This window comes from Salinicola sp. RZ23 (assembly GCF_003206675.1).
GTDB classification, from domain to species: Bacteria; Pseudomonadota; Gammaproteobacteria; order Pseudomonadales; family Halomonadaceae; genus Salinicola; species Salinicola endophyticus.
Map to the genome: position 1 here is coordinate 90,395 of NZ_PZJK01000017.1, position 22,059 is coordinate 112,453.

The 22,059-nt window shown below is 66.9% G+C and carries 19 protein-coding genes and 1 pseudogene; 16 read left to right on the forward strand and 4 right to left on the reverse strand.

Features of this window, described 5'->3' with window-relative positions; genetic code table 11:
• Positions 1-97: 97 nt before the first annotated feature.
• The 10 genes and pseudogenes from nrdR (at position 98) to DOM67_RS17405 (ending at position 10,206) form a co-directional block, all read left to right on the forward strand.
• Complete coding sequence (gene nrdR, locus DOM67_RS17360) at positions 98-577, forward strand: transcriptional regulator NrdR (protein WP_110678244.1); 480 nt, start codon at positions 98-100, stop codon at positions 575-577.
• A 141-nt stretch (positions 578-718) separates the two neighbouring features.
• On the forward strand, positions 719-1,825 hold the full coding sequence (gene ribD / locus DOM67_RS17365) for a bifunctional diaminohydroxyphosphoribosylaminopyrimidine deaminase/5-amino-6-(5-phosphoribosylamino)uracil reductase RibD (RefSeq protein WP_232825311.1): 1,107 nt from the start codon (positions 719-721) through the stop codon (positions 1,823-1,825).
• Positions 1,826-1,957: 132 nt separating this feature from the next.
• Positions 1,958-3,091 carry a bifunctional 3,4-dihydroxy-2-butanone-4-phosphate synthase/GTP cyclohydrolase II gene (ribBA, locus tag DOM67_RS17370; RefSeq protein ID WP_110678248.1) on the forward strand — a complete coding sequence of 378 codons (1,134 nt, stop codon included), beginning with the start codon at positions 1,958-1,960 and terminating at the stop codon, positions 3,089-3,091.
• 241 nt (positions 3,092-3,332) lie between these two features.
• A complete protein-coding gene (ribE, locus tag DOM67_RS17375) occupies positions 3,333-3,815 on the forward strand; it encodes a 6,7-dimethyl-8-ribityllumazine synthase (RefSeq protein WP_035475199.1) in 483 nt (160 codons plus the stop codon).
• On the forward strand, positions 3,812-4,312 hold the full coding sequence (nusB, locus tag DOM67_RS17380) for a transcription antitermination factor NusB (protein WP_110678250.1): 501 nt from the start codon (positions 3,812-3,814) through the stop codon (positions 4,310-4,312). Before ribE ends, nusB begins: the two co-directional genes overlap by 4 nt.
• A 16-nt stretch (positions 4,313-4,328) precedes the next feature.
• A complete protein-coding gene (gene thiL / locus DOM67_RS17385) occupies positions 4,329-5,282 on the forward strand; it encodes a thiamine-phosphate kinase (RefSeq protein ID WP_232825304.1) in 954 nt (317 codons plus the stop codon).
• Positions 5,279-5,752 (forward strand): phosphatidylglycerophosphatase A, encoded by a 474-nt coding sequence (locus DOM67_RS17390; RefSeq protein WP_110678254.1) that lies wholly within the window; start codon positions 5,279-5,281, stop codon positions 5,750-5,752. The genes thiL and DOM67_RS17390 overlap by 4 nt, the downstream gene beginning before the upstream one ends.
• Positions 5,753-5,943: 191 nt before the next feature.
• Positions 5,944-7,266 carry a DUF945 family protein gene (locus DOM67_RS17395; RefSeq protein WP_110678256.1) on the forward strand — a complete coding sequence of 441 codons (1,323 nt, stop codon included), beginning with the start codon at positions 5,944-5,946 and terminating at the stop codon, positions 7,264-7,266.
• A 254-nt stretch (positions 7,267-7,520) separates the two neighbouring features.
• Positions 7,521-9,956, forward strand: a pseudogene (lon, locus tag DOM67_RS17400) (endopeptidase La).
• A gap of 52 nt (positions 9,957-10,008) precedes the next feature.
• Positions 10,009-10,206: a hypothetical protein gene (locus tag DOM67_RS17405; protein WP_110678258.1), complete on the forward strand. Its 198-nt coding sequence runs from the start codon at positions 10,009-10,011 to the stop codon at positions 10,204-10,206.
• 125 nt (positions 10,207-10,331) lie between these two features.
• Here DOM67_RS17405 and DOM67_RS17410 read toward each other — a convergent pair whose 3' ends face one another.
• Both DOM67_RS17410 and DOM67_RS17415 read right to left on the reverse strand, forming a co-directional pair.
• Positions 10,332-10,988, reverse strand: coding sequence for an epoxyqueuosine reductase QueH (locus DOM67_RS17410; protein WP_110678260.1), 657 nt, complete (start codon positions 10,986-10,988; stop codon positions 10,332-10,334).
• A gap of 276 nt (positions 10,989-11,264) precedes the next feature.
• Positions 11,265-12,029 (reverse strand): SDR family NAD(P)-dependent oxidoreductase, encoded by a 765-nt coding sequence (locus DOM67_RS17415; RefSeq protein ID WP_110678262.1) that lies wholly within the window; start codon positions 12,027-12,029, stop codon positions 11,265-11,267.
• A 435-nt stretch (positions 12,030-12,464) separates the two neighbouring features.
• Here DOM67_RS17415 and DOM67_RS17420 point away from each other — a divergent pair, with 435 nt between their 5' ends.
• Positions 12,465-13,751 carry an acyltransferase gene (locus DOM67_RS17420; protein WP_110678264.1) on the forward strand — a complete coding sequence of 429 codons (1,287 nt, stop codon included), beginning with the start codon at positions 12,465-12,467 and terminating at the stop codon, positions 13,749-13,751.
• A 75-nt stretch (positions 13,752-13,826) separates the two neighbouring features.
• On the forward strand, positions 13,827-14,882 hold the full coding sequence (locus tag DOM67_RS17425) for an oxidoreductase (protein WP_110678266.1): 1,056 nt from the start codon (positions 13,827-13,829) through the stop codon (positions 14,880-14,882).
• Between the two features lie 22 nt (positions 14,883-14,904).
• Here DOM67_RS17425 and DOM67_RS17430 read toward each other — a convergent pair whose 3' ends face one another.
• Complete coding sequence (locus DOM67_RS17430) at positions 14,905-16,494, reverse strand: altronate dehydratase family protein (RefSeq protein ID WP_110678268.1); 1,590 nt, start codon at positions 16,492-16,494, stop codon at positions 14,905-14,907.
• A gap of 324 nt (positions 16,495-16,818) precedes the next feature.
• Here DOM67_RS17430 and DOM67_RS17435 point away from each other — a divergent pair, with 324 nt between their 5' ends.
• Entirely contained in the window at positions 16,819-17,799 is a 981-nt protein-coding gene (locus tag DOM67_RS17435; RefSeq protein WP_110678270.1) for a LysR family transcriptional regulator, read from the forward strand.
• Positions 17,800-17,959: 160 nt separating this feature from the next.
• Here DOM67_RS17435 and nudE read toward each other — a convergent pair whose 3' ends face one another.
• Positions 17,960-18,553 (reverse strand): ADP compounds hydrolase NudE, encoded by a 594-nt coding sequence (gene nudE / locus DOM67_RS17440; protein ID WP_110678272.1) that lies wholly within the window; start codon positions 18,551-18,553, stop codon positions 17,960-17,962.
• Positions 18,554-18,707: 154 nt separating this feature from the next.
• Here nudE and DOM67_RS17445 point away from each other — a divergent pair, with 154 nt between their 5' ends.
• The 3 genes from DOM67_RS17445 (at position 18,708) to DOM67_RS17455 (ending at position 22,006) form a co-directional block, all read left to right on the forward strand.
• Positions 18,708-19,100: a S4 domain-containing protein gene (locus tag DOM67_RS17445; RefSeq protein WP_110678275.1), complete on the forward strand. Its 393-nt coding sequence runs from the start codon at positions 18,708-18,710 to the stop codon at positions 19,098-19,100.
• Positions 19,101-19,273: 173 nt separating this feature from the next.
• Positions 19,274-20,146 (forward strand): Hsp33 family molecular chaperone HslO, encoded by an 873-nt coding sequence (hslO, locus tag DOM67_RS17450; RefSeq protein WP_110678277.1) that lies wholly within the window; start codon positions 19,274-19,276, stop codon positions 20,144-20,146.
• Between the two features lie 264 nt (positions 20,147-20,410).
• Positions 20,411-22,006 (forward strand): phosphoenolpyruvate carboxykinase, encoded by a 1,596-nt coding sequence (locus DOM67_RS17455; protein WP_110678279.1) that lies wholly within the window; start codon positions 20,411-20,413, stop codon positions 22,004-22,006.
• Positions 22,007-22,059 lie beyond the last annotated feature (53 nt).

Sequence of the window (22,059 nt, forward strand, 5' to 3'; positions counted from 1 at the left end):
GCCCGGCACGTCTGCCATCACCGATGGATAGTCTACAGTCGATAGTCAAAGTCGCGGACAGGCCCCGGCGCTGTCCGCGCCGACGAGTGAACCACCGATGCATTGTCCTTTTTGCGGTACCCACGATACCAAGGTGACCGACTCGCGCCTGGTCGCCGAGGGGGATCAGGTGCGTCGGCGTCGCCAGTGTGCCGCCTGCGGTGAGCGCTTCACCACCTACGAGACCGCCGAGCTGGTGATGCCCCGTGTGATCAAGGCGGACGGCTCGCGCGAGAGTTTCGACGAGCAGAAGATGCGCGCCGGCATGTCGCTGGCACTGGAGAAGCGCCCGGTCAGCGTTGAGTCGTTCGAGGCGGCGGTGGAGCGGATCCGCCAGCGTCTGCGCGCGCGCGGTGACCGTGAGGTGGAAGCGCGGGAGGTCGGCGAGGAGGTGATGGAGATGCTCAAGCGGCTCGATCACGTGGCCTATATCCGTTTCGCTTCGGTCTATCGCCGCTTTCAGGATCTCGATGAGTTCCGCGCCGAGATCGACCGCCTGGCCCAGGAGCCGAAGTCGCCGAGCGACGCCAAGCGCTGATCGATCCTCCCCGACCACCCTGGCCGGCAGCGGCTGCCGGCCTTGCTACTTCCGCGAGAAATGCCGATGTCCGATGCCCCCTCTGTCACGCCCTCCGATCTCGAGCCAGCCGATGCCGCCGAGGCGGCGGATATCGCCTGGATGAGTCGTGCTCTGCGCCTGGCGCGGCGCGGCCACTACACCTGTGACCCCAATCCGCGGGTCGGCTGCGTGATCGTCAACGCTGGCAAGAGGGTGGGCGAGGGTTTCCATCGCCGTGCCGGTGAGGCCCACGCCGAGATCAATGCCCTCGCCGAGGCCGGTGAGGCCGCCCGTGGTGCCACGGCTTACGTCACCCTGGAACCCTGCTCGCACACCGGGCGCACCGGTCCCTGCAGCCAGGCGCTGATCGCGGCCGGGGTGGCGCGGGTGGTGGCGGCGATGGAGGACCCCAACCCGGCGGTCTCCGGGCGCGGCTTCGCCCAACTGCGCGAGGCCGGCATCGCGGTGGAGGTGGGTCTGCTCGAACCGTCGGCGCAGGCGCTCAACCCGGGGTTCGTGCGGCGCATGCAGCAGGGGCTGCCGCGGGTCACGCTGAAGATGGCAATGAGCCTGGATGGGCGTACCGCCATGGCCAGCGGCGAGTCGCAGTGGATCACCGGACCCGCGGCGCGGCGCCAGGTCCAGCGTCTGCGCGCCGGCGCCAGTGCGATTCTCACCGGGGTCGAGTCGATCATTTTCGACGATGCCCGGCTCACCCTGCGCGCCGATCAGCTCGAGCTCGACGAGGCTGACGAGATCGTGCGCCGCCAGCCGCTGCGGGTGGTGCTCGACAGCCATCTGCGCCTGCCGCTGGCGGCGGCTTGCCTGAGCCAGCCGGGGCGCACCCTGGTGCTCACCGTCGCCGGCGCTGAAGACGCCCGGCGTGAACGTCTCGAAGCCGCCGGGGCGGAGGTGGTGACGCTACCTGCCGACCGCGCCGGGCGGGTCGACGTCGAGGCGGCGCTGCGCCATCTGGCGACACGGGAAGCGTGCAACGAGGTGCTGGTGGAAACCGGCGCCACCCTGGCCGGCGCGCTGCTCGATGCCGGCTGGATCGATCGTCTCGAGCTGTTCGTGGCGCCGACGCTGCTGGGCAGTGGCGCGCGCCCGCTGTTCGCGCTGCCCGGGATCGACAGCATGCAGCAGCAGCGTCGGCTCGAGATCGACGAGATCCGTGCCGTGGGCGACGACTGGTGGATCCGGGCGCGGCCGCGGGCACGCGACTGAGCCCTGGTGTCGCCTCTCGGCGACGGCGTTGCGACGCGACGACAGTGGCGTCGGCGCCGCCCGACAGGTAGTCTGTGCCGTCATCGAACCCAAGCGCGCGGCGCGCACGATCAAGGTGATGGCGATAGAGCTATGACGACAGGGGAATCGGGCCGGCTGGCCAGCATCGAGGCGCTCGTCGAAGACATTCGGCAGGGCAAGATGGTCATCCTGATGGATGACGAGGATCGCGAGAACGAAGGCGATATCATCATGGCCGCCGAGTGCGTCGAGGCGAGCCACATCAATTTCATGGCGCGCCACGCGCGTGGCCTGATCTGTCAGCCGATGACCCGGGAGCGCTGTCAGCAGCTCAAGCTGCCGTTGATGGTCGACGCCAACGGCTCCGGCTACGGCACCAAGTTCACGCTCTCGATCGAGGCCGCCAGTGGCGTCTCCACCGGTATCTCCGCCGCTGATCGTGCGCTCACCGTGCGGGCCGCCGCGGCGCGTGATGCGCGTCCCGAGGACCTGGTCCAGCCGGGCCATATCTTTCCGCTGATGGCCGAGCCGGGCGGCGTGCTGCGGCGTGCCGGCCATACCGAGGCGGCCTGTGACCTGGCGGCAATGGCCGGCTTCGAGCCCACCGGGGTGATCTGCGAGATCATGAACGACGACGGCAGCATGTCGCGGCGCCCCGAGCTCGAGCGCTTTGCCGCCGAGCATGACATCAAGATCGGCACCATCGCCGATCTGATCCACTACCGCATGCTCAACGAGCGTACGGTGGATGCCGTCGAACGTCAGAGTGTCACCACCGCCTTTGGCGAGATGGCACTGCACGTCTTCCACGACCGGATTCAGCACACCCACCATCTGGCCCTGGTCAAGGGCGAGCCCGAGACATCGCGGCCGACCACGGTGCGGGTACATGCCGGCGACACCCTGGGTGACCTGCTGGCGCTGTGCAAGGGCGACGGGCACTGGACCGCCTATACCGCGCTGGAAGCGGTCAGCCAGGCCGAGGCCGGGGTCTTCGTGCTGCTCGACGATGCCAGCCCGCGTGGCGATCTCAAGACCCAGCTCGATGTGCTGCTGGGGCACCGCCCGGCGCCGCGCTCCAGCGCCGCCGATGGCAGCGGCAATTTCCTGTCGATCGGCACCGGCGCGCAGATCCTGCGTCAGCTCGGCGTCGGTAAGATGCGCCTGCTGAGCTCGCCTTGGCGCTTCTCGGCGCTCTCCGGGTTCGACCTCGAGGTGGTCGAGCTGGTCAGCGGTGACGCCTGAATCCATGGCGTGCATGGCGACACTGGCCGTGCTGCCCCGGCGGATGACGTCCGGGGCGATGATGCCGCCGCGCATGTCGCCCGCTGGCGTCGAGCCATGCCCGCGTCGGCCGGGACATGGTAAGATGGCCGGCTTCGCGCGCCGAGCGCCTCGTTCTGGCGCCGGCCACTCACTCTTTTTTAGCGTACGCCTGAGGGGATCCCCCGATCCGCTCCAGGCGCAGTGACTCCGGAACCCGACAATGCAACCGATCGCGCAACTGGAAGGTCAGTTCACCGATGTCGATGGGCGCTACGCCATCGTCGTCGGCCGTTTCAATCATCATGTCGTCGACAGTCTCGTCGAAGGGGCGGTCGACAGCCTGATGCGTCACGGCGTGAGTGAAGAGAACATCGAACTGATCCATGTGCCCGGCGCGTGGGAACTGCCGCTGGCGGTCAAGCGTGTGCTCACGGTGTCGCGCCCGGATGCGGTGATTGCCCTGGGGGCGGTGATCCGCGGTGGCACGCCGCACTTCGAATATGTCGCCGGCAACTGCAACTCGTCGCTCTCTGCGCTGCAGCTTGCCCACGACACGCCCATCGCCAACGGCGTCCTGACGGTCAACTCGATCGATCAGGCGATCGAGCGCGCCGGCACCAAGGCCGGCAACAAGGGCACCGAGGCGGCGATGGCGGCGATGGAGATGGTCTCGCTGCTCAAGCGTCTGGGAGGTGAGGCATGAGCGCGCCGTCGCGTCAGCCGAGCAAGGCCCAGGAGTCGCGCCGTGCGGCTCGCGAGCTGGCCGTGCAGGGGCTCTACCAGTGGCAGATGACCGGCAAGTCGATCAGCGCGGTGGAAGCCGAATTTCGCGCCCAGATTGCCGACGAGGATCTCGAGGATCACGAGAACTGGCACAAGGTGATGGAGATCGCCGACGCCGCCCTGTTCCATGACCTGCTGCACAACGCCGCCGACCACCAGCGCGAGCTCGATGCCGCCATCGCACCGCTGCTCGACCGTCGGCTGGAAGATCTCGACCGCATCGAGCTGGCGATCCTGCGGCTGGGCGCCTACGAACTGTCGCGGCGCCCGGAGGTACCCTATCGCGTGGTGATCAACGAAGGGGTAGAGCTGGCCAAGATCTTTGGCGCCACCGATGGCCACAAGTACGTCAACGGCATCCTCGACAAGCTGGCCTCGCGCCTGCGGGGTGCCGAGGTCGCTGCTCGCCGCCGTTGACATGAGCCGCGCTGCGTTGAGCGAATTCGCGTTGATCGCCCGCTATCTGGCGCGCCCCGCCAGCGGCCGGGCGGATATCGTCGTCGATAACGGTGACGACTGCGCGGTGATCGCCCCGACCTCTGGCCATCAGCTGGCGATCAGCGTCGATACTTCGGTCGTGGACGTGCATTTTCCCGCCGCTGCGCCGCCGGCGGCGATCGGTCACCGCGCGCTGGCAGTGGCGCTGAGTGACCTGGCGGCGATGGGCGCGCGGGCACGCTGGTGCACCCTGGCGCTGACCCTGCCGGAGATCGATCCCGACTGGCTCGCTGGCCTGGGCGAGGGCTTTCACGCCCTTGCCGAGCGCTGCGGCTGTGCGCTGATCGGCGGTGACGTGACCCGCGGTAGCCTGAGCCTCAGCGTGACCGTACATGGCGAGCTGCCTACGGGCAGCGCGCTGACCCGCGCTGGCGCACAGGTCGGCGACTGGATCGCGGTGACCGGCTATCCGGGGCGGGCGGCCGAGGGGCTGGCCCGCTGGCAGCAGGGCGAGCGCGATCTGGCGCACCCGCTGCTCGATGCCTACCTGCGGCCGCAGCCAAGGCTGGCGGCCGGCGAGGCGCTGCGTGGGCTGGCCAGTGCGGCCATCGACGTCTCCGACGGGCTGCTGGCGGATCTCGGCCATCTGCTGCGTGCCTCCGGCGTAGGTGCGCAGCTCGATCTGGAGGCGCTGCCGTTGGCGACACCGCTACGTGCCACCCTGGACAGCGACCAGGTCCAGCGCCGCGTGCTCGCCGGCGGTGACGACTACGAGCTGCTGGTGACACTGCCGCCGGCAGCGCTGGCGGCAGCGCAGCAGCAGCTCGCCGCGCTGCATCTACCGCTGACGCCGATCGGCCGCATCGTCGCCGGCGAGGGCGTCGGTGGACTGCCCGAGGCGTTCGCCGGGCTCGGCGGCTGGGATCATTTCGCGGAGAGACGCGCATGAACCGGGCCCCCAAGAGCGTCTGGCGTCGCCCAACCCACTTCCTGGCCTTCGGGCTCGGCAGTGGCGCCGTTCCCTTCGCACCGGGCACCTTCGGGACCCTGGCGGCGATCCCGTTCTACTGGCTGCTCTCGGGGCTGCCGCTGGGGCTTTACCTGGGGGTGATGGGGATCACCACGCTGCTCGGTATCTGGCTGTGCGGCAAGACTTCGCGGGATCTCGGCGTGCACGATCACTCCGGTATCGTGTGGGATGAGTTCGTCGGCTACTGGCTGACCATGGCCGCAGTACCGTTCTCATGGGAATCGGCGCTCTGGGGGTTCGTGGTGTTTCGGGTGTTCGACATCATCAAGCCGTGGCCGATCCGCTGGGTCGACCGCCGCGTGGCCGGGGGAATCGGCATCATGTTCGACGACATCCTGGCCGCGGTCTATGCCTGGAGCGTGATGCACCTTTGGTTCTGGTTGCACTGAAAGCGCGGCGTGCTGGATGTCGAACACAGCCTGAGTCGGCGCCGCCGAGTCGATACTGACAGCGACCTACTCAACAGCTGACAGACTGCAATAAATGAGCGGCGCCCCGGGTTGCGTGCAAGGCCTGAGAAGGTACCGCCGAGTCGGGATCTACAGCGACTCCCTCAATCAACTCTGACAAGGAGCGCGGAATGCGCAAGTGGATCGGCGTGGGTGCCGCTATCGTGATCGTCGTGGGCGGGGGCTATCTCGGCGCCCAGGCCTACTCCAGCCATCGCTTCGAGCAGGAGATGTCGCAGCTCGTGGCGCGCCTGGACGCCAGTCCGCAGTGGCAGGTCGAGCGCAAAGATGTGGATAGTGGCTGGTTCCATTCCAGCGGCCGCGTAGAGGCACGCTACCTCGACGACGAGATCGAGCCGCTGGTGGTCGAGGCACCCTACCAGGCCGACCACGGCCTGTTCGAGACCAGCTTCTCCGGCGAGGGGCAGGTGCATATCGGCGATGACCGCACGCTGTTCGGCGATCTGCTCGAGAGCGAAGGGCCGCTGACCTGGAATGGCCGCTTCCTGACCCGTGAGCAGCGCATGGAGGTCGCCGTCGCACTGCCCGGCTTCTCCCAGCAGTGGACAGTGCCGGCCGGTGAGATTGGCGGCGAGTTCCGCCCGGCGCGGCCGATGCAGGTCGACTTTAGCGGTCTGACGCTCAATCTCGAGCAGCACGGGGATCGGGTCACCCTGAATGGCCAGGCGCCGCGGCTGCAGCTGCAGGATGACCAGGCCAACATGCTGCTGGAGAACGTGGCCATCGAGGGCGCCTTCCAGGGCGACCGCCAGGCCTTCGATCAGTCGCTCGCGGTCACCCTGCCCACCGTCACCGTCGTTTCGCCGGATGGCGCCAAGCTGGTGTCGCACGACTCGCGCTACGCCCTCAAGGCCAAGCTCGACGCCAAAGAGATGACGATGCATCTCGAAACCCGGCTCGGCGACGCGACGATGGATGATCAACAGCTCGGCAGTGGTGAGCTGGCGATGACCCTGGATCATATCGATGGCGATGCCTATCGCGCCCTGGCGGCGGCGCTCGAAGCGCACACCAGCGAGATCCAGGCTGCCGCGGCCTCCGACGATCAGGCGGCGATGGCGCAGTCGCTGGCACCGCTCGAGCCACAGGTGGCAGCGATCCTGGCCGGCTCACCGCGCTGGGCCGTGGACAAGCTGGCGTTGAAGAGCCCGCTGATGGGCATCGACATGCAGGGCAGTGGTGAGCTCAAGTTCGACGGTGACGGGATGGATGACTGGAATCTCGATGCCATGGACTCCGAGGTGCTCGGTCGCGAAGTTCTCGAACGCCTCGTCGGTCACTTCGAACTCAAGGGCGCGCCACCGATCCTGCTGATGTCGCTGGGTCTGCCGATGAGCGGTGGTCCGCTGCGCGTCGCACTCGAGGATGGCGTGATGACCCTCAATGACCAGAGTGTGCCGCTGGTACCGGGCGCCACACCCGCTCAGCCGTAAGCGCCTGGCGCCCCGATCCGGGGGCGCGGCGTCGATACCCCTGCGAAGGCCGAGCCGCGTGCTCGGCCTTCGTGTTTCCGCCGCTGACGCTGGGGCGTCAGGGCGCCGGCCGTCTCCCTGGCGGCGGGCGTCTCGCCTCTATCGACTACCGAACAGGAGCGGCGTGGGCGGGGTGTCCACTTGAACTCGCGTGCCGCTGCCCACATCCCACAGATATCGGGCCGCTTTGGCCATGGACGGATACAGGATGAACGATGAGCGAACACGATTGGAACGCCGATAGCCATATCGACGTGGGCGGCGACGCGACCCAGGGCGACGAGACGCCGCAGCAGGGGCCGTCGGCCAGCGGTGCCGTGGTGCCGTCGGGCGACTACCTGCCGGAGCGCATCTACCTGCTGCCGATTCACAACCGCCCGTTCTTTCCGGCTCAGGTGCAGCCGCTGATCATCCAGCGTCAGCGTTGGGAAGAGACCATGCAGCGGGTCGCCAACACCCCGCATCACATGGTCGGTGTCGCCTTCATCGGCGATGTCAGCATGGAGGAGCTGAGCCCCGGTAGCTTCCCCGAGATCGGTACCGCGGTGAAGGTGCACCGTACCCAGAGCGAGGAGCATCAGATCCAGTTCATCGCCCAGGGCATGCGGCGCTTCCGGATCCATCGCTGGCTCTCCAAGACTCCGCCCTATCTGGTCGAGGTCTCCTATCCGCGGGAGCCGGTCGATGCCGAGGCCGAAGAGGCGCGTGCCTATGCCATGTCGCTGATCAATGGCATCAAGGAGCTGCTGCCGATCAATCCGCTCTACGGTGAGGAGCTGAAGAGCTATCTCAATCGCTTCAGTCCCCACGAGCCGGGCCCGCTGACCGACTTCGCCGCGGCGATCACCTCGGCCAAGGGGCGTGAACTGCAGCAGGTGCTGGAAACGCTGCCGATCATGGATCGCATGCAGCGGGTGCTGCCGCTGTTGCGCAAGGAGATCGAGGTCGCTCAGCTGCAGAATCAGATCAGCGAGCAGGTCAACTCGCAGATGTAGGAGCGCCAGCGCGAGTTCTTCCTGCGTGAGCAGCTCAAGGTGATCCAGAAAGAGCTGGGCATCTCCAAGGATGACCGCGAAAGCGACGTCGACACCTTCCGCGGGCGTCTGGAGCACCTGCAGGTACCGGAGCGGGTGCAGACGCGCATCGACGATGAGCTCGACAAGCTCTCGATGCTCGAGACCGGCTCGCCGGAGTATGGCACCACGCGTAACTACCTCGACTGGCTCACCTCGCTGCCCTGGGGAATCACCTCCGAGGATCAGCTCGACCTCAAGCGCGCCCGTGAGGTGCTCGACCGCGACCACGACGGTCTGGCCGACGTCAAGGAGCGCATCATCGAGTTCCTCGCCGAGGGCTCGTTCAAGGGGGACGTAGGGGGCTCGATCGTGCTGCTGGTCGGCCCGCCGGGGGTCGGCAAGACCTCGGTCGGGCGCTCCATCGCCGAAGCCTTGGGGCGTGAGTTCTACCGCTTCTCGGTCGGTGGCATGCGCGACGAGGCGGAGATCAAGGGCCACCGGCGCACCTATATCGGCGCCATGCCCGGCAAACTGGCCCAGGCGCTCAAGGAGGTCGAGGTCGAGAATCCGGTGATCATGCTCGACGAGATCGACAAGATGGGGCAGTCGTTCCAGGGCGATCCGGCATCGGCGCTGCTGGAGGTGCTCGATCCCGAGCAGAACGTCGACTTCCTCGATCACTATCTCGACGTGCGCCTGGATCTCTCCAAGGTCCTGTTCGTGTGTACCGCCAACCAGCTCGATACCATCCCCGGGCCGCTGCTCGACCGCATGGAGCAGATTCGCCTCTCCGGCTATATCGCCGAGGAGAAGGTGGCGATCGCCAAGCACCATCTGTGGCCGAAACTGTTGAAGCGCGATCGTATTCCCAAGAAGCGCATCAATCTGACCGACGCCGCGCTCAAGCAGGTGATCGAAGGCTATGCCCGGGAAGCCGGGGTGCGCCAGTTGGAGAAGCAGCTCCACCGTATCGTGCGCAAGGCTGCGGTCAAGCTGCTGGAGCAGGATCAGGAGACGGTCAAGGTCTCGGTCAACAACCTCGAGGAGTTCCTCGGCGCACCGCTGTTCCGCAAGGAGAAGGTGCTCAAGGGCGTGGGGGTGGTCACGGGCCTGGCGTGGACCGCCATGGGCGGCGCCACGTTGCCCATCGAGGCGACCAAGGTGCATGCGCTGACGCGCGGCTTCAAGCTCACCGGCAAGCTCGGTGAGGTGATGCAGGAGTCGGCCAATATCGCCTACAGCTACACCCTGGGGCATCTGGGCGAGTACGGCGCCGATGCCGACTTCTTCAACGAGGCCTTCATCCATGTCCACGTGCCCGAGGGGGCCACGCCCAAGGATGGCCCCTCGGCCGGCGTGACCATGACCACGGCACTGATGTCGTTGGCGAAGAATCAGAGCATCGACCGGCCGCTGGCGATGACCGGCGAGCTGACCCTGACCGGCCAGGTGCTGCCGGTGGGCGGTATCCGCGAGAAGGTGATCGCCGCACGGCGCAGCGAGATCTTCGAGCTGATCCTGCCGGAGGCCAACCAGCGCGATTACGACGAGCTACCTGACTACCTCAAGGCAGGCATGACGGTGCATTTCGCCAAGGTCTATCAGGATGTCGCCAAGGTGGTGTTCGGGCGCTGACAAGCGCCCGCACTGCTAGACTCTGAATGACCGTGACACTTGAGGAACGACCATGACCCATCTCTCTCGCCGCTATCGCTACGCCACCCAGGTCGTCTGGGCCATGCTGGCCATGGCGCTGCTGAGCGCGTGCAGCTATCACCCGGCGCGAATCGAGCCGGAGCCGGCGGTGATCATCGGCGATGGCGATCATGGCCACGGCAACGGCAATTTCTGCCCGCCGGGTCAGGCCAAGAAGGGCAACTGCTGACCCGAGCACCGGTCTCTTGGCAGGTGTGCGGCGGCGCCTTGGCGCCGCCGCTTTTCGTGGATCGATGAGCCGCGTCCCGCGTTTCCGACTCATCCTCCTCCGTTCCTGCTCGTCATCCCCCGTCTTTAATCATCATCCCCATAGTACTGCACGCCGAGCTGGATCAGCTCGCGGCCCTGGGCCTTGCGATGCAGGTTGGTGTCGCGCAGTGAATAGACGCAGCCGCAGTACTCCTGCTGATAGAAGCGCTCGCGCTTGCTGATCTCGATCATGCGCTGCGAGCCGCCTTTCTTGCGCCAGTTGTAGTCCCAGTAGGCCATGCCCTCATAGGGGGCGGCGGCGCGATGGCCGCAGTCGTTGATCTGCGCCATGTTCTTCCAGCGCGAGATGCCCAGGGAGCTGGAGATGAGCGAATAGCCGTGCTCATGGGCATAGAGCGCGGTGCGCTCGAAACGCATGTCGAAGCACATGGTGCAGCGAATGCCGCGCTCCGGTTCGTACTCCATGCCCTTGGCGCGGGCGAACCAGTTGTCGATGTCGTAGTCGGCGTCGATGAAGGCGATGCCGTTCTCCTCGGCAAAGCGGATGTTCTCCTCCTTGCGCAGCAGATACTCCTTCTTGGGATGGATATTGGGGTTGTAGAAGAAGATCGCGTAGTCGATGCCGGAGGCCTGCAGCGCCTCCATCACCTCGCCGGAGCAGGGCGCGCAGCAGGAGTGGAGCAGCAGCTTGTCGTGGCCTGAAGGCAGCGTCAGCGTGTCGCGTTGGTCGAGGGTGGACATGGTGAAACCGGGTCGTAGAGAGAGGGGAGTCGTCAGATCGAGATGGTGAGTCGCCGCCGGGGCCGCGTCAATGTCGACCCGCGTTAATGCTGCGCCGCCCGCCGGGCGGCGCGAGGGGACAGCCGCGCGTCAGGAAAGCGCTGAATAAATCGCCGAACGAGATGAAGGGCAAGGCGCACGGAACGCAGAAAGCGAGACATAACGTGGGGTTAGGCGAGCTTTCGAGTACCGCGCAACGTGGCCATTCGCTCGTGCAGGCATTTATGCAGTGGTTCCTCAGTCGCGGTCGATGGTCAGGCCGCCCCAGGACTGGCACACCGGCATCAGTTCCAGGCGGTTGATGTTGAGATGCGCCGGCAGGGTCGCGGCGTGGAAGACCTGTTCGGCCACATCCTCCGGCTGGATCGGCTCGACCCCGCCGTAGAGGTTGTCATGGGCGTTCTGGTCGCCCTTCATGCGGACCAGGGTGAATTCGGTTTCGGCCATGCCCGGGGCGATGTCGGTGACGCGCACGCCGGTGCCCTTGAGATCGCAGCGCAGGTTGTAGGAGAACTGGTTGACGAAGGCCTTGGAAGCGCCATAGACGTGGCTGCCGGGATAGGGCCACAGGGCCGCGGTGGAGCTGATGTTGATGATCGCGGCGCCGCGGCCGACTTCGATCAGTGTCGGCAGCAACAGCCGCGTGACATTGACCAGGCCGGTGATGTTGGTGTCGATGACCGTCTGCCAGTCATCCAGATTGGCTTCCTGGGCGGGGCCGGCACCCAGCGCCAGACCGGCGTTGTTGACCAGTACCTTGACCGACTTGAACGGCTCAGGCAGGGCGTCGATCACCTGGGCGACTGCGTCACGCTCGCGCACGTCGAGGGTGGCGGTATGCACCGGCACCTTGTCGGCCAGGTGCTGCTCCACCTCCTCGAGCCGCTCGCGACGGCGGCCGGTGAGCACCAGTGCCCAGCCGGCCTCGGCGAAGCGCTCGGCGCAGGCGCGGCCGAAGCCGGAGGTGGCACCGGTGATGAAAGCGACAGGGGGATGGCTCATGTTGACTCCTTGAACGGTCGACTTATCGACAATGAGTCGGCGGCGCGGCGGCCGACGCTGGATAGCACCTCAAAATAGCACCTCAAGATAGCGGGACGCTTGGGCCGGGGAAAGGGGTAGCGGCGTTGTCGGTGATCGCCGACAGGTCGTTGGGCTTTGTGTAAAACCCGGTGATTCCCGGTCGCTATATACGCGCTGCTTTGCAGTTTGATTACACTTTGAGGGTGCGCTGGGGCACAATCCCTGCCGCCGTGCACGCACGCCGACCGACGCCCCCGGCAAGAGTCCTCTAGAGACTCGTCCGTTCATCGCTGACTCCGACCTCTACCCGATCATCTCCGGCGCTCGCTTGGATCACCGTGTCGCATTTCGCTCCCTTTCCGACGAAGGGGACATTCATCGGCCTGCTACCCGGTCACTGGGGAGGAGGAATTCATGCATGCACTCAAGAAACGCCGTTACCACGGTCTCGAATGGTTGCGCTTTCTCATGGCGTTGTGGATGGTCGCTTACCATTTCGGCGGCATCTACAGCGACATGCCCGACCTGCTGCGCAGTGTCATCGGCATGGGCTTTTTCGCTACCAGTACCTTTTTCATGCTATCGGGTTTTCTGCTCGCCCATGTCGCGCTGGATGACACTGGGGGCATGAAGATGGGCGGGCCGGCCTTCGTCGCGCGGCGGCTGTGCAACCTCTATCCGATTCATGTCATCACGCTGCTGCTGGCACTGGGGCTGCTGCTGTTCCAGTACCCGATCCGGCCCGAGGGCGTGCACGTCTACTTCAATTCGCACCCCTATCTGCCGCTCAGCGACGAGGCGCGGGCGGCCTTCGCCGGGCGCATCTCCTGGCCCAGCGCGCTCGGCCACATCGCGCTTCAACTGACCCTGCTGCAGGCCTGGGAGCCGCGCTTTCTGTGGCTCAACGGGGCCTCGTGGTCGATCTCCGCGCTGCTCTTCTTCTACGCCTGCTTTCCACTGCTGGCACCGCGCCTGATGCGCCTGCAGCGCTGGGGGCTGGCGCTATTGGTAGTCTGGGGGCTGTATGCCGCGGGCCCGCTGGTGGCGACCCTGAGTGGTGCCTTCGACTATGTCACCGTCGGCATGCTGCACCGCAATCCGCTGTTCCGGCTGCCGGAGTTCCTGACCGGCATCCTGCTCTATCGTGCCCTGCAGACGGCCGGACTGGCCGAGTTGCTGCGCCGCTTGCGCTATCCATTGCTGGCGCTGGGGCTGTGTGGGGTGCCGGTGGGGGTGTGGCTGCTCAAGCTCGATGGCCTGCATCTCTACTATCTGACCCATAACGGCCTGCTGTTGCCGTTTCAGGCACTGGTGCTGCTCAGTGCCACGGCCTTCGCCTCGCCCGCCAGCGCGGCGAACCGTGCTCGGCTACAGCACCTGGGCGAGGCGGCGCTGTGCATCTTCGCCCTGCACACGCCGCTGATCGGTCCCTTTGCCCGTGCCACGCGCTGGCTGCTGCTGCGTTGGCACGAGGGCTGGGTCGCGGCGAGCGGCAACGCGGCGCTGAAGTTCGCCATCCCGCTGTGGACGATGGCCATTCATCTGACACTGATCGTGGTGCTGGCGCTGATCATGCAGCGCTATGTGGTCAAGCCGCTGCGCGGGTGGCTGGAGCGGCGGCTGCCGGCGGCGTGGCAGCCACAGCCACGCCCCGGCGCTGGCGATCAGCCGACCGCACTGCGCCAAGTTGCGCTATCCTAGCCGTTTTCGGGTCGATTGGCGTCTGCCTCCCGCGGGCGCTTCTGGTCCCGCGAATCCATCGTCAAGGAACGCCGCATGAAGGGAAGCATACGTGTAGGTCTGGTCGGCTACGGGATGGCCAGCAAGCGGTTCCATGCGCCGCTGATCGCCGCCCAGGAGGGGCTGTCGCTGGTCGCCATCGCCAGTCGCGACAGCGCGAAAGTCCGGGTCGACTGGCCCGACGTGCCGGTCGAGGCGTCACCCGAAGCGCTGTTTGCGCGTGACGACATCGACCTGGTGGTGATTCCCACCCCCAATGCCACGCACTACCCGCTGGTCAGTCAGGCGCTCGCCGCCGGCAAGCACGTGGTGGTCGACAAGCCGTTCACGGTCAGCGTGGACGAGGCGGAGAAGCTCTGCCTGCAGGCGATCGAGGCCAAGCGACTGCTCTCGGTGTTTCATAACCGCCGCTGGGACGGTGACTTCCTGACCGTGCGCAACCTGATCGATAGCCAGGCGCTGGGCCGGGTGGTGCACTTCGAGTCGCATTTCGACCGCTACCGTCCGGAGATCCCCACGCGCTGGCGCGAGTCGCCGGGGCCGGGGGCCGGGTTGTGGTTCGATCTCGGTTCGCATCTGCTGGATCAGGCGCTGGTGCTGTTCGGCCGGCCGCAGTCGATCTGGCTGGATCTCGCCGAGCAGCGCGATGGGGCCCAGGTCGATGACTATTTCCATGCCGTGCTGCATTACGACCAGCGCCGCGTGGTGCTGCACGCCGGGGCGCTGGTGGCGGCGGCGGGGGCACGCTTCACCGTGCACGGCAGCCGCGCCAGCTATATCAAGCATGGCCTCGATCCGCAGGAGGACATGCTCAAGCGCGGCGACCGCCTGCCGACGCCCCACTGGGGCGAGGATTGGCGCCACGGCATGCTCACCATCGGCCAGGTGCGCGAAGGCGGGCAGCCGGAGCTGCATGAGGTGCCGACGCTGCCGGGCGACTATCTCGCCTATTACACCGGGGTGCGCGACGCCATTCTCGGCCGCGCGCCGCTGCCGGTGACGGCGGAAGCGGCGCTCGAGGTGATGCGGCTGCTCGAGGCCGGAGTGGAGAGCGCCCGCAGCGGTCAGGCGGTCGCCATCGGCGGCGCCTGAACCCCGCGAACGCGGGTGGCGTTCAGGTGATGACGCCGATCTGCCACGGCACGAACTCCTGCTGCCCATAGCCGTGGCGTTCGCTCTGGCTGGGGTCGCCGGAGGCGAGGGTGAGCAGCCGCTGGAAGATCTGCTCGCCCAGGGTGTCGAGATCGGTCTCGCCATCCACCAGGGTGCCGCAGTTGATGTCCATGTCGTCACGCTGGCGCTGCCACAGGGCGCTGTTGGTGGCCAGCTTCAATGAGGGGACCGGGGCGCAGCCGAAGGCGCTGCCGCGGCCGGTGGTGAAGGCGATCAGGTTGCAGCCGGAGGCGACCTGGCCGGTCACCGAGACCGGATCGAAGCCGGGGGAGTCCATGAAGGCCAGTCCCCGTTCGCGCATCGGTTCGGCGTACTCCAGCACCTCGACCAGCGGTACCGTGCCGGCCTTGGCCACCGCCCCCAGCGACTTCTCGAGAATCGTGGTCAGTCCGCCCGCCTTGTTGCCGGCGGAGGGGTTGTTGTCCAGCGAGGCGCCGCGTACCCGGCAGTAGGCTTCCCACCAGTGAATGCGCGCGATCAGCTTGTCGGCCACCGCCGGGCTGACCGCGCGGCGTGTGAGCAGGTGCTCGGCGCCGTAGATCTCGGGGGTCTCCGCGAGCACCGCGCTGCCGCCGTGGGCGACCAGACGATCCACCGCCGCGCCCAGGGCCGGATTGGCAGTGATGCCGGAGTAGCCGTCGGAGCCGCCGCACTGCAGCGCCACGCGCAGGTGCTCGGCGCCGCAGGGCACGCGCTCGACCTGGTTGGCCTCGGCGAGCAGCCCCTCGATATGGCGGATGCCCTCGGCAATGGCGCGGGTGGTGCCACCGATCTGCTGGATGGTGTAGGGGTAGAGGCGTGGGCCCGGCTGCAACCCCTGGGACTCGATCAGCGCCTCGATCTGGTTGGTCTCGCAGCCGAGCCCGATCACCAGCACGGCGGCGAAATTGACGTGGCGGGCGTAGCCGGCGAGGGTCCGCTGCAGCATGGCCAGCGCTTCACCGTCGGCGGCCACCGCGCAGCCGACCCCGTGGGTCAGCGCGACGACGCCGTCGACGTTGGGGTAGGGCGCCATCGCCTCGGGGTGGACATCGCGGCGGAAGTGGTCGGCGATCGCGTGGGCCACGGTGGCAGAGCAGTTGACCGAGGTCAGAATGCCGATGTAGTTGCGCGTAGCCACCCGCCCGTCGGGGCGCGGGATACCCATGAAGGTCGCCGGTTCGGCAACCGGCACTACCGGCACCACTTCGCTGCCGATGGCGTAGTCCTTCGCCGGGGTGTCTCCGGCGTTCGGGTCCTGAGCCCCGCCCTCCAGGTTGCCGATACTCAGATTGTGCACGTGAACGTGGTCGCCGGCGGCGATATCGGCGCTGGCGATGCCGATGATCTGGCCGTAGCGGCGTAGGCTCTCGCCGGCGGCGATAGGCCGCAGGGCGATCTTGTGCGCGGCGGGCACGGCAGTGCTCAGCACCACGCCCGGGCTCACCTCGGTGCCGGCCGGCAGGGGCTGGCGGGCGATGACGACATCGTCACGTTCGTGCAGGCGGATGACCGACGCCGGCGCGTCGGTGGCTTGCGCAATCAGGGCCACGGTCTTCTCCTCGTTATCGTGCCACTTTCGTCTATTCGACCTATGGCAAAAAAGCGTGTCTGATCAGGGAATTGCAATGTCACGGCCTCAGGCGAACCCTATCGCCGGCCGGCATTGAGCGCTACTGAGAGTTGCTGATCGTGGGATAATCGGTACGCATTGGGCCAAAGTCTTAGGCTTTGGTACGAGAACTGCCTGTGCTCGCCGACTTTGCGTAGACACCCTGGCGTGCTGCGCGGGGGCGGATGCCTATCAGGCATGGCGGCGCGGTCCTTTAGCCGGCGAGCGCGCGGCCGGCGCGGATCCACAACGCAAGGGGAACCCATGACGCCCACCCTGGACGAGCTGATGTCGCGCCTGCGCCTGCGCCAGCTGCGGCTACTGATGGCACTGGACGAGTGCGGATCGATACACAAGGCGGCGGAGCGGGTGGCGATCTCCCAGCCGGGCGCCACCCGCGCGCTCAGCGAGATCGAGGCGACGCTCGGCACCACGCTCTTCGTGCGCAGCGCGCGCGGACTGGAGGCGACCGACATGGGCCGCTGCCTGGTGCGTTATGCCCGGTTGATCCAGACCGACGTCGCCCATCTGCGCGAGGAGATGATCGGCATTCAGCAGGGCTATGGCGGGCATCTGGCGGTGGGCGGCACCATGGGCGCGATCGCTACCCTGGTCGATGCGATTGCGCGGGTGCGCGCCGAGCAGCCGTCGCTGTCACTGGAGATCGTCGAGGACACCAGCGAGGGGCTTTTGCGTCTGCTCGATCAGGGGCGGCTGGACGTGGCGCTGTGCCGCTCCCACTTCGGCCGCCAGCCGGCGGACTACCATCGTCAGGGGAGCTTTCCCGAGCCGCTGTGGGTGGTGGCCAACCCGCGTCATGCGCTGGCCAGCGAGGTGCAGCCCGACTTTGCCCATCTGGCCGCGCAGCCCTGGATCGTCTATCCGGTGAGCATGCCACGCCTGCTCGAGCAGGAGTTCGTGGCGGCGGGGCTGGCGCAGCCGGTCAAGTCGCTCGAGATCTCCTCGACCTACGCCATCCTGGCGATGCTCGAACGCGACGACGGCGTGCTGGCGCTGCTGCCGGAGCGGATCGCCCGCGACCCGGTGGCGCGGGGCGCGATCTCACGCATCGACTATCAGGTGCTGACCCAGAACCCGCCCTTCGAACTGCTGTGGCGGCGCGATCGGGCGCTGTCGCCGGCTGCCAGTCGCTTTATCGCCTGCTATCGGGCCTGCGCGGAAGAGGGCGCAAGGGAGAGCGCGGAAGAAGGCGCAAGAGGAAGAGCGCGGCAAGGGGCGCCATGAAGGGCGCGGTGGAGTGAGTGGTCGCGTGTTCGGTGGCCTGAACGGCATGGCCGCGGCCTCGCAGAGCAAGCCACCCGGCCATTGACGGGTGGCTTTCTGCGTCCAGGGGCGGTGTCACACGGAAGGCGCGAGGAGGGAGATCCCCCGGTCTCTGGCTGACTTACCACCAGCTCTCGCTATCGCGCTCGCTGCGCAGCTTGTCACGGGCGATGAACAGCGCGGCGATGGCCCGTGCCTCATGAAAATCCTCGCGCGCCAGGAGGCTCGAGATATCCTCGATGGGAAACGCCTCCACCGCCAGGGGTTCCGGCTCGTCGCCGGCCAGGCGCTTGGGGTAGAGGTCGCTGGCCAGCATCACCTGCATGCGGTGATCCATGTAGTTGGGCGCCAGCGACAGTTCGATCAGCGGCTCGATGCGCCTGGCACCCATGCCGCACTCCTCCATCAGCTCGCGATTGGCGGCGGTCACGATGTCCTCGCCCGGGTCGACCAGCCCCTTGGGCAAGGTGAGCGCATAGTCGTCGAAACCGGCGGCATACTCGTGGATCAGCAGGACGTGATCCGGGTCCGGCATGGCGATGATCATGACCGCGCCACGCCCCTTGCCCTTGAGCCGTTCGAAGGTGCGCTCGGCGCCGTTGGAGAAGCGTAGATCGAGCGATTCGATCGCGAACAGCTGGCTGCTGGCCACCTCTCGGCGCGCCAGTATGCTGGGCTTGGCGGGGGGAGTCGGCGGAAAGTCGGTGGGCGCCATGCGGCCTCCAGGTCAAAGGGCAGGTACTCAGCGTACAATAATCAGGGCGGCACGCCTTGGAAACCCGTTCTCGGCGCGTGCCGATAGCGCCAGGTACCAGGGTTGAAGCGGTGCCTGCCTGACCCCACCTAGAGTCGATCGAGGAGAGAGACCAATGACGTCAACGGTTCGAATCGACAAGTGGCTTTGGGCGGCGCGCTTCTTCAAGACGCGTCAGCTGGCGAAGAAGGCGATCGAGGGCGGCAAGATTCGCTACGACGGCCAGCGGGTCAAGACCAGCAAGCAGGTCGAACTCGGCGCGCGGCTCGAGGTCCCGCAGGGCTGGGACACCCTCGAGGTGACGGTGGAGGCGCTGTCGGATCAGCGTCGCGGAGCCCCCGAAGCGCGACTGCTCTACCGCGAGACCGAGGCCAGCGTGGCTCGTCGCGAGAGCGAGGCCCAGCAGCGCAAGCTGGCCAACCAGGCCATGCAGCCCCCCATCAAGCGCCCCGACAAGCGCGAGCGACGCAATATCCAGCGCTTCCAGCGCCAGCGTACCGAGGAGTGAGACAGGTCAGCGGACGGTTTCCTGTGGCCGTCGCTTCCTGATGCCTTGGCCTTTCTTCCCCGGTTGTCGGCCTGCGTGGGTGCGCCTGTGATGGCCGCCACGCGATGCCGGCAGCCTGTTCCGATTTCCGTTCTGGCGGGACCCGTCGCGGTCCCCGGCAAGAGATTTCAGCGATGAGTGATCAGATTCAGCGGTTTTTATTCGACGACACCAATGTGCGTGGCGAGATCGTCCAGCTGCAGGCGGCCTACGGCGAGGTGTTGGCCCGTCATGACTACCCGGCGGCGATTTCGCGCCTGATGGGCGAGCTGCTCAGCGCGGTGGCGCTGCTGACCGAGACGGTCAAGCTCGATGGCACTGTCAGTCTCGAGGTGCGCGGGCGCCAGGGCGTCGAGGTGCTGATGGCGGAGTCCAACCCGGGTGGCGAGCTGCGCGGTATCGCCCGCTTCGATGAAGCGCGGGACTTCGACCCCGCCGCCAGCCTGCGCGAGCTGGTCGGCGAGGGGCAGATCGTGATCACCCTCGACCCCAAGGAGGGGCAGCGCTATCAGGGGATCGTCGCGCTCGAGCACGCCGATCTGGCGGGCTGTCTCGAGGCTTACTTCAGCCAGTCCGAGCAGCTTGCCACGCGGCTGTGGCTGAGCGCCGACGGCTCGCGCAGCGCGGGTCTACTGCTGCAGCAACTGCCCGATGATCATTCGAACAAGGACCCGGATGCCTGGGATCGGGTGGTACACCTGGCTTCGACCATCACCGCCGAGGAGCTGCTGGGTCTCGGGCGCCAGGAAGTGCTCTACCGGCTATTCCACGAGGAGACCACCCGGGTCTTCACGCCCAAGGCGCTGGCGTTCGGCTGCACCTGCTCGCGCGAGCGGGTGGCCAATGCCCTGCACACGCTGGGTGCCGATGAGCTGCGCGAGATCCTCGAGCAGGAGCGCGCGGTCGAGACCCAGTGCCATTTTTGTCATACCCGTTACCACTTCAGCGCCGCCGACGTCGAGGCGATCATCGAGTCACCCCAGGCGCCACCGCCCACCGTGCACTGATCCGCGACTCAAAGCCTGCGATCAAAGGCGAATTGACGTGCGCCCGGGGCGATTTGCGCCCCGGGCGCTTTTTGCCATAATGGCGCTCCTTTTTGCGCCCGCCGAGCGTTGAAGTCGCCGATCTCCGTGACCAGCGTCGTTAACGTAGCGTGGTGAAGCGTGACTCCAGGTCCGGCATGCCGGGGCAGAGTCACGATCCACTGCTGTCGCGGGCTTCTTGCCGTGAAACGTGACGACGAAGGCCTCAGAGCCCAGGACTGGATAATGACCACCTCTCAAGCCCCCCGCCAGGCAGCCCAGGACGCAACCTCCCCCCAGGCACATGTCGACCTCTCCGTGGCCGCGCTGGTCGAATCTGCCCTGGTGCGCGGCGAGGGGGTGCTGGCCGCCAACGGCGCCTTGGTCGTGGAGACCGGCGCGCGCACGGGGCGTTCGACCCTCGATCGCTTCATCGTCGACGAGCCCTCGACCTCGTCGATGATCGAGTGGGGGGCTGTCAACCGTCCGGTCGGGGGTGAGGTGTTCGACGCCCTGTGGGGGCGGGTCGAAGCGTATCTGGCCGCGCGCGAGCGTTTCGTCTCGTCGCTGCATGTCGGCGCCGATCCGCAGCACTACCTGCCGGTACGCGTGGTGACCGAACTGGCGTGGCAATCTCTCTACTGCCGCAACCTGTTCGTGCGCCCCGAGAGCGACGTGGCCGAGACCCACGCGGCGGACAAGCCGGAGTGGACGCTGATGAGTGCCCCCGGCTTCGTCTGTGAACCGGGCCGTGACGGCACCCGCTCCGAAGCCACGGTGATGATCAACTTCGCCCAGCGCAAGGTGCTGGTGGCGGGCATGCGCTATGCCGGCGAGATGAAGAAGGCGATGTTCTCGGTCCAGAACTTCCTGCTGCCGGCACAGGACGTGCTGCCGATGCACTGCAGCGCCAACGTCGGTGAAGATGGCGAGACCACGCTGTTCTTCGGACTCTCCGGCACCGGCAAGACGACCCTCTCCGCCGACCCCGAGCGCTATCTGATCGGTGACGACGAGCACGGCTGGGGCGAGGGCACGGTGTTCAACTTCGAAGGTGGCTGCTACGCCAAGACCATCGATCTGTCGCGTCAGAACGAGCCGATCATCTGGGATGCGATCCGTTTCGGCAGTGTGCTCGAGAACGTCAAGCTGGATGCGGCGCGGGTCCCCGATTACGCCGATGTCAGCCTGACCCAGAACGGGCGTGCCGCCTATCCGCTGGAGTTCGTCGACAAGCGGGTGCTGGCCAACCGCGCCGGCGAGCCCAGCGCCATCGTCTTCCTGACCTGCGACATGAGCGGCGTGCTGCCGCCGGTGTCGCTGCTCTCCAAGGAAGCCGCTGCCTACCACTTCCTCTCCGGCTACACGGCCAAGGTCGGTTCCACCGAGATGGGCTCCACCAGCCAGCTCGAAGCGACCTTCTCCACCTGCTTCGGCGCGCCGTTCTTCCCGCGCCCGGCGCATGAGTACGCCGAACTGCTAGTCAAGCGTATCGAGGCCTTCGGCTCGCACGTCTATCTGGTCAACACCGGTTGGAGCGGCGGTGCCTACGGTCAGGGCGGCAGTCGCTTCAGCATTCCCACCACCCGGGCGGTGATCGGGGCGATCCAGAGCGGTGCACTGCGCGATGTCGAGACGCGCCACATCGAGGGTCTCAACCTAGAGGTACCGGTGGCGGTGGCCGGCGTCGACGCCAAGCTGCTCGACCCCCGCGAGGCGTGGTCCGATACGGCGGCCTACCAGGCCCAGATGAATGCGCTGATCGACAAGTTCACCCGCAACTTCGACAAGTTCGATGGCGTCGATCCGATGATCGTGGCGGCCGGGCCGCAAGCCCTGTGAGACTTCGCCGGCCGCGCCCGCGGTCGGCTGTCGACGTATCGAAGGGGATGGCC